This window comes from Hydrocoleum sp. CS-953, assembly GCF_002260545.1.
Lineage (GTDB): Bacteria > Cyanobacteriota > Cyanobacteriia > Cyanobacteriales > Microcoleaceae > Trichodesmium.
Map to the genome: position 1 here is coordinate 1 of NZ_LGSU01001245.1, position 8,507 is coordinate 8,507.

An 8,507-nucleotide genomic window follows, 5' to 3' on the forward strand; every position below is an offset into this window, starting at 1 on the left:
AACAAAAATTCCTTTCTATCAATCCTTCTATTACAGAAGAGGTAATTATTAATTATTAATTATTAATTATTGAATACTCCCCTACTCCTGTACTTCAATCAAATGTAGAAAAGTTTTTGATAAATGGTATTAGAGGAGGTAGGAAGAAGAATTATCCCTTTATTTTTCTGCCTCGCGTCAACCCAAAATCCTAACTTTTTGCAGCTTTTTATAACAAAAAAATCGTACTTTTTTCCGACCTAAAAATTATGAAATATTTATCTATAAAGCCTTTTATATTTAATCGGCAAACTCTAATTATATATAGTTATTTAACTTTAGATTGAGACAAAGCTTTCTTTGAGGGAGTTTCAGATGAAAAAACGTCTTGTTTTTAAGTTCAACTACTGTATATATAACCCTTATGGTATTTTTTTCCGTGATTAATTTTTTTCATTTAGTCGTCAGAAATACTGACTTAGACTTATACGTTCTGAAATATGGGAAAAAATAGGTATCTATGTTGAAAAATACTCCCCAGACTTCTCACTCTTCCTCTTAATAATTGCCGTACTATAAAATTTAAGGTAGTGCGTCAAGGAAGTGTGGGAAGTGTCGGAAAACCTCCGAAAGTAGGAGGAATAATTGTAGCTGCATCTTTTTTTGCAACTCTGCCAGCCGTCCTAACTTTTTAGTCTTAAAGACTGAAAAATTTGCACTTTTTTTTGCTCCAAAAATGCGCTTAACCTTTATATATCAGTCCTTTAAAATTATATTCCCCAGCCATACTTACTTATCCCACACTTTGCTGATGCACTAGCCAATTTAATATTCTTGATTATCTGAATTATCTGAAAATTTACTGATATTTTCATCAAATCAGGAGAAGCAATGATACAAGTTTTTCATCATTGTTAAATAGTCAATTTTTTATGAAAAACCTGCTTTTATCAACCTGCCTCTCCCTGAAAAATTCAACTGCAATTAATAAAGATTAATTCTTGAATTATTCTTCTGCTTCTGCCAATCCAAAGACCCGATTAAATACCTTTTTCACCTTATCTCCAGAGTCAATACTTTCCAAAGGATCTTTTCGTAGTCGATGTCGTAAACACATAGTAATAACACGACCAATATCTTCAATAGTTACTTCCTTATTACCCTCAAAAGCAGCTAAAGCTTTAGCAGCACGATTAGTAACAATATCTCCCCTTAAACCATCTACATCTAACTCAGAACAAACTTGAGAAATTTTCACTCTTAAATCATGGTCAACTTCCACCAATTTCAGATTTTGTTGAGCATCTACAAGCTTATTTTGTAATTCTTCTTGTTGTGATTTGTACTTTTCTAAAAATGTTTGAGGATTTTGGTCAAAAGCTGAACGTTGTTCAACAATTTCAACTCGTAATAAAGGATCTTTTACAGTTCGGATTTCGGCGTGCATACCAAATCTGTCCAGTAACTGAGGTCGTAATTCCCCTTCCTCTGGATTTCCCGAACCTACAAGTACAAAACGAGCAGGATGGCGTATAGAAATACCTTCTCTTTCCACAGTATTCCAACCACTTGCTGCTGAGTCGAGCAAGACATCAACCAAGTGGTCATCTAAAAGATTCACCTCATCAACATATAACAGACCACGGTTAGCCTTTGCTAATAGTCCTGGTTCAAAGGCTTTAACCCCTTCAGATAAGGCTTTTTCAATATCAATAGTACCACATACCCGATCCTCCGTAGCCCCCAATGGCAAGTCCACCATCTGGACTTTTATTTTGACAATCGGAATTTGCTGCTCCTGTGCTAATCTATCTCGCACAGAATCACTCATCAAATCTGGGTCATAAGGGTGGCTGTTAAAAGGATCGTCAACAACAATTTCAATTTCTGGGAGTAGATCGGTCAAGGCACGGATGGTAGTAGATTTACCTGTACCCCGATCGCCCATGATCATTACACCCCCTATTTTGGGGTCAATTACATTTAATAGTAAGGCCAGTTTCATTTCTTCCTGGCCGACAATCGCAGTGAAAGGAAAAACAGCCCGACCTCTTTGAACGGCTGGTTTAACAGATGTATTTACCGTATTATTGGCTTGAACGGTTGGACTCACAGTAGACTCTAAATTCTAATTACTAATTTTTATTGTGGCACATTGACGGACAATTATAGTTCATAAAAATATGGTCAAATATGACATATCCTTAATTTTGCAGGTATTACTCTGACTGGGTAAACTACAACACCGCGCCAGTTGCTTCAAGTCGGGGAACCCGCCCAACGCACTGGCTTCTCTATCCCATGGTCAAAGACATTTGGGACTACTTTTTCTTTTCCTCTTTGATTTGATTATCTCCCTGATTCAATTTCTACTTGGTCATNTGGTCAAAGACATTTGGGACTACTTTTTCTTTTCCTCTTTGATTTGATTATCTCCCTGATTCAATTTCTACTTGGTCATAATACAGAGGCTTGGACATAGGTTCTTATGTATCTAGAGGTAGCGTGTCAGTCCTGGAATTTCACCCTATTGAACTCAGATCGTTGACTCTTGAGGCTATTTAATTTTCTATGCTCACAGACATTGTTAGGTTATGTCAATAGTCGCCCAAATTCCTGGAGACCATATGACTATATTTAACTACATAAGACTATATTTGTGATTTTTGACTCTCCCCGCTCTAAAGAGACGGAGATTCACAAGCAGCCCAGAATTGGACTCTTGCAGGCGAAGTCAAAGCGCCCCTACCCAGTTGCTCCCGCTGCCCAAGGCACGAGGCTTCTGGCTACTTTTTTCTGTNGGACTCTTGCAGGCGAAGTCAAAGCGCCCCTACCCAGTTGCTCCCGCTGCCCAAGGCACGAGGCTTCTGGCTACTTTTTTCTGTTTTGCTTTCCCAGCACTACCACTAAGCCAGTTCGATACGCTCAACATTCTGCAATTATTTACCCGCTCACTAGAGGATTAACGCAATGCAATCTTAGAGGGTCGGTATTTCTCCGGGACTAGAAGTGCTTCGTCGCGTAGGCGTTTGCTGTTACTCACATCTTAACTATACACCGTCTTACAGCGGCTCAAGCCGCCGAGTCGCTTTTCCTCCCCGTGCTGAAGCGACGGGGCTACCAAGCTCCCGTTCATTTTCGTGTTANCCGTCTTACAGCGGCTCAAGCCGCCGAGTCGCTTTTCCTCCCCGTGCTGAAGCGACGGGGCTACCAAGCTCCCGTTCATTTTCGTGTTAAATGTTTATGATACCAATTCACTTTAAAGATTTTACAAATAGTTGAAAACTGTCGATGTGAAATAATTTCCTGAAATTATTGTATTGTCAAAGTTTCGAGTCTATAGAACTCCTGAACGGATATATTTAAAAGTAGAGGAGGTGATGGGGAGTGGAGGAGATGGGCTGTATTAGATATCTCCCACTCATCCAATCATCCAATCAATTATTACCCATTTTTTATCAATTGCTTCTCCTGACTACCTATTTTCTGGAGATATGCTTAGGGGTCCTATAAAATCATAATGCATGACTTTTGACTTTGGAATTTTAACTTCCGTGAAACGGTATTACTTCATCTGAATTTAAGTAGCAAATCCAAAAATGAGCTAAAATAATAAGGTTATCTTGGAATATTTTTGGAAAAATAAATTTCCGATTTTCAACCCTCCAACTTCAGCCGGAGGTACTGATAACTTAATAAGTGATAACTGATAACTGAAATGACAAGCCAAACTTCTACTCCAGTAATTGTCAGTGGTGCAGCAGGTAAGATGGGTCGTGAAGTAATAAAAGCTGTAGCAAATGCTAGTGACATGACTCTTTTAGGTGCAATAGAGCGACAACCAGAATACATAGGTCAAGACATCGGTGAGGTAGCTGGTTGTGGACCCCTAGAAGTACCTGTTCTTAATGATTTACAGGGAATTTTAGTCATGGCAGCTCAAGAAAAACAACGAGCAGTAATGGTTGATTTTACTCACCCAGATAGTGTTTATGAAAATGTTCGTTCTGCTATTGCCTATGGTGTCAGACCNGCAATAGAGCGACAACCAGAATACATAGGTCAAGACATCGGTGAGGTAGCTGGTTGTGGACCCCTAGAAGTACCTGTTCTTAATGATTTACAGGGAATTTTAGTCATGGCAGCTCAAGAAAAACAACGAGCAGTAATGGTTGATTTTACTCACCCAGATAGTGTTTATGAAAATGTTCGTTCTGCTATTGCCTATGGTGTCAGACCCGTGGTAGGAACTACAGGTCTTAGTCCAGAACAAATTCAGGATTTGGCCGAATTTGCAGAAAAAGCCAGTATTGGTGCATTAATAATTCCTAACTTCTCTATTGGTATGGTTTTGCTCCAACAAGCAGCGATCGCCGCTTCCCAGCATTTCGATCATGTAGAGATTATCGAATTACACCACAATCAAAAAGCTGATGCTCCTAGTGGTACTGCAATTAAAACTGCAGAAATGTTATCAGAATTGGGAAAAACCTATAATGTACCCAATGTGGAAGAAACAGAAAAAATAGAAGGAGCTAGAGGTTGTTTAGCAGATGAAGGAATTCGTATTCATAGTGTACGTTTACCAGGGTTAATAGCTCATCAAGAAGTAATATTTGGTGGGCCTGGTCAAATTTACACCTTACGACACGATACAACAGATAGGTCTTGCTATATGCCTGGAGTTTTGTTAGCTATTCGTAAAGTCCAATCTTTAACCAAACTTATCTATGGTTTGGAGAAGATACTTTAGATTTAACACCTTGGAAAAACCTAGCCAATCCTAGACATTTTTAGGAATTGTCTATCAAAGGTTGCAGATTAATTCTTAACTGACTACCTTGGCAGGTCACGGCCACAAAGATAATTTGGTCTTAAGCGTTCCCTTTTCAGTGCCTGGTCAATTTTTTTTCATCCTCACTATTCTCTTATAATGAGCAAAAAATAAGGTCTCAAGCCTCCCCTTTTAAGAGGATGAAAAAAACGCGCCTAGTATTTCAATCCCAATGCCTCAACCAGAGGTAGTGAATAAATGATAACTGATAACTAGAAATGACTATCTTCCAGCACCTTCGGCCTAGTTTTGTCATCCTGCCCATGAGCTTGGTTGTCACTGCCATGCCCCTCCAAGCTCAACGTCTACCTCTACCCAAAAACTTAATTTCCCTCCTCTCCCCTGAAGGCCAAATCCTGCTCCAGAAAAGCGAAGCCCAGGCAGACTACATTCCTTTGATGAGTCAGTTTGTTTCCCAGAAAAACGCTGCATTTTGTGGTGTTGCGAGTGTGGTTATGGTACTCAATGCCCTGGAAGTTCCTGTCCAAGTTACCTCACCCTGGCCACAAAGCTATTTCACTCAGGATAATATTTTTAATGAGAAAACTGAGAAAGTTATCCCACGTTATCTTATTGCTAGGCAGGGGATGACCCTGGCAGAACTATCTTACCTAATTGCTACATATCCAGTTCAAGTGGAAACTTTATATGGTGGCGACATTAGTATACAGCAATTTCGACAGATAATTCGTGATAATTTAGAGAATAGTAACAACTTTGTACTAATTAACTATCTGCGCCGGACGATTGGCCAAGAAAGAGGAGGTCACATTTCCCCCATTGCTGCTTATAATGAGGAAAGTGACCAATTTTTGGTTCTGGATGTATCCCGCTACAAATATCCTCCAGTTTGGGTGAATACAAAGACTCTGTGGGAATCAACAAATACAATAGATCCAGTGTCTAAAAAGACACGAGGTGTTGTCTTGATTTCTCGACCCTCTGAGACCTAATTTTCCAATCAAGAAGAACTACTTCGTCTACTTCGTCTACTCTGGCGAGAACGGGTTGAAATATCGTACTCTAGGACTGCACCTATTCCAAACAGAATCGCAGTAAATACAAAGAATACCTCTAATAAAGCTCCACTTTCATAATCTCCTTCAAGATAAGTATCTGCCCATTTAAAATACATATCAGCAATATATAGTGAAAATGTAGCAGCGGCAATCATACGCCAGGACTGAGAAAAACGCCCCCCCCAAAATGCCAGAAGTAAAGCTGTAGCAATGATTAGTAAAAATACATCAGCAATAATATAAAATAAATTCACAAAATAGGCAAAAGGTTCTAACTTCTCGTCTATAGCAATAACCCAAGATGGAGCCAAATTAGCCGATACCTCTTCTATTTCTTCTATATCTACTTCTGCCAAAGCTGTAGCATCTGGGCTAAACAATAGGCCAAAAATTGAAGGGTCAGCCACCCAAATAGCCAAAGCAATTCCAGCAACTGCTACTCCAGCCAAAACTCCCCACTGCCAAAATTCTAGATTTAGTCGCTTGGAAGTTACAGCTAAAGTCATACCCCAACCTAAGAATATGTAGGAAACAACATAGAAAATGTCTGCCATTGACACATCAGGATCTAGTTCCCAAAGTAGTTCCCAGCAACCAAACACAACACCAGCAATAAAGTAAAATAATAATCCTAAACCAATACCCATCCAAACATTACGACCACTAACCATTTGAGGACTTTGCCAGTTTCTTAAGCAAACTATGGAGGCTAGTAAGTAAGCTCCTAGTTCAAATATATAAGTCCCAACAGAGTACCACTCCGGTAATTCTTCCCCTGGTAGAGGCACACTAAATAGTAGGAAAAATAATAGGGCTACTACACCCCAGACAAGACCTGTAATTACAATAGTCTGGGCTGAAAATAAGGACTTAGTAAGGGTAGATGATTTTTCTGAAGTGCTGCTCATAGGAATATTCTCATCAAGCTTTACTTTTAATAAACATTTTATCCCCATTGCTCAACACTTTCAGTTCTCTTTTCAAATTTATCAATGGTATTTTAAGAAGGGAAAAATAGATTGATAAAGTCAAAAAATAGTGCTAGCTTCAGGGTTTTATTGGCCAGGAAATTGATACTTTTTGATTGAGATTATTAATTAATATCAATGTCGATCAATATTATCTATACTAATCACAATAAACATTGATTGACTATACTATTTTAAATGCCGTTTAAACATAGTTAAATACAATTTAAGAGCAAACTTATTATCTAGCAACATTTTATTTGAGATAAACCAAGATAAATCTTTTGCTTCTATCAAGAAGTAATACTTCTATTAGGAAGCTGTTGAAATTACTTGATTGCCCATCTTTTACCTTCAGGAAATTGATTCAGCCAAGCCATAAACTGAGTTCTCTCTGAACTAGCCATAGGTTCTATGATTTCGTCAATACCTTCAGCAAAATTGGAATTACCAAAATATTCTTCTCCTAAACGATGGACTTCTTGTAATAAAGTATAAAGATGAACCTCTCGCCAGGAAGGTAGTTGTAATTTTTTTACAGGATCGACAGTTAATAAAGCATTAATTGCATCGGGGGAATCTGTATTAGGAAAGCTTCTTTGCTTAAGGACTTTGGTAAAATCCTTATAAAAGGACTTTGCCTGTCTATTACCTAATAAATCTTCTACATCAAAGTAAACTGCTTGTACCAGCAACAAACAACCTTGAATACAAGCAGCAGGAACAGTTTCCTCTTCTTTTGAGTCCTCACTGCTAAGTTGATCCAAGCGGATTTTACCCCAAACACTATATCGCTCAGGTTCCTCTAGTAAAACACAAGCTTTACCATGATTATCTGTTAAATCTCGCCAGAAAGACCTTGCTTCTTCTGCTTGCTCTGCCTTAAATACATTGATTAAGCGAAAAGTTTGTCCTTGATAATTAAGAATAGGGATTTGTTGATCCCGCTTTGGGTGTGGAATACTTGTAATTTCAACATCTTGCCTTTTCAGAATAAACATGACACTTTAATTAGACTCCCATCATCACCTGGGGTACTTTTGGTGTAATTGTAATCCCTTTAGCATAGATTTATTTTAAATATGGGATGATTTTCAATAAAACTATAGGCATTTTGGGAAACACATTTTAAAGCTAGTTATAGATTTACTTTGTCTTAACTGTTGACTAAATTCCATAGTAGAGTATATGAGCTTGTTGAAACTCGCCACTTGATAATATATAGTAATTTCGACTTTGTTTATAGAGCTACTATCACTAATTATAGACTTACTATTACCTATAATTACTGTGACATACTCCTACACTAAGCCGATCCTATAGTGTGGGCTTTTCGTTTCCCAGTCCCGGTATCCCGTCGGACACGCCCACTATCTCAGAAAAGAATGTCCTTACCTCCCTATGTTTTATATTTGTTGCTGTCAATAACGGTTTGCCCCACGATACTCATTTGATTAAAATTCCTTCTATTTTCACCTTTTCACAAAATCCTAATACCTTATTTTAGGTCACACAACTACAACTCTTGTGAAAATTATGACGTTTGAGGTATAGAATTAAGTTTGATAGTATTAGATTTAGAGATTAACTTCTAAATCTATGGCCAGGAAAAAATTATATCAAGTCCAGTGTCATAATTTTCAAACTTTGGGCATTTTTACAATTTTTCTATTTTTTTGTCATTTCAACTGATAATTATCTTTAGAC

General features: G+C 38.0%; 4 protein-coding genes and 2 pseudogenes. 3 read left to right on the plus strand and 3 right to left on the minus strand.

Annotated elements, in window-relative coordinates:
* Positions 1-985: 985 nt before the first annotated feature.
* Positions 986-2,092 carry a magnesium chelatase ATPase subunit I gene (gene bchI / locus AFK68_RS21390; RefSeq protein WP_168186588.1) on the minus strand — a complete coding sequence of 369 codons (1,107 nt, stop codon included), beginning with the start codon at positions 2,090-2,092 and terminating at the stop codon, positions 986-988.
* Between the two features lie 1,605 nt (positions 2,093-3,697).
* Between bchI and AFK68_RS45955 the strand changes: the two are divergent.
* From AFK68_RS45955 to AFK68_RS21400, 3 genes and pseudogenes are all read left to right on the plus strand, one after another.
* Positions 3,698-3,805 (plus strand): annotated as a pseudogene (locus AFK68_RS45955) (4-hydroxy-tetrahydrodipicolinate reductase); the annotation flags it as partial.
* A 207-nt stretch (positions 3,806-4,012) separates the two neighbouring features.
* Positions 4,013-4,732, plus strand: a pseudogene (gene dapB / locus AFK68_RS21395) (4-hydroxy-tetrahydrodipicolinate reductase); the annotation flags it as partial.
* 299 nt (positions 4,733-5,031) lie between these two features.
* Positions 5,032-5,766 (plus strand): phytochelatin synthase family protein, encoded by a 735-nt coding sequence (locus AFK68_RS21400; protein WP_210407544.1) that lies wholly within the window; start codon positions 5,032-5,034, stop codon positions 5,764-5,766.
* 8 nt (positions 5,767-5,774) lie between these two features.
* Here AFK68_RS21400 and AFK68_RS21405 read toward each other — a convergent pair whose 3' ends face one another.
* Positions 5,775-6,740 carry a hypothetical protein gene (locus AFK68_RS21405; RefSeq protein ID WP_094674913.1) on the minus strand — a complete coding sequence of 322 codons (966 nt, stop codon included), beginning with the start codon at positions 6,738-6,740 and terminating at the stop codon, positions 5,775-5,777.
* Positions 6,741-7,129: 389 nt separating this feature from the next.
* Complete coding sequence (locus AFK68_RS21410) at positions 7,130-7,801, minus strand: Npun_F0813 family protein (RefSeq protein ID WP_094674915.1); 672 nt, start codon at positions 7,799-7,801, stop codon at positions 7,130-7,132.
* Between the last annotated feature and the right edge of the window lie 706 nt (positions 7,802-8,507).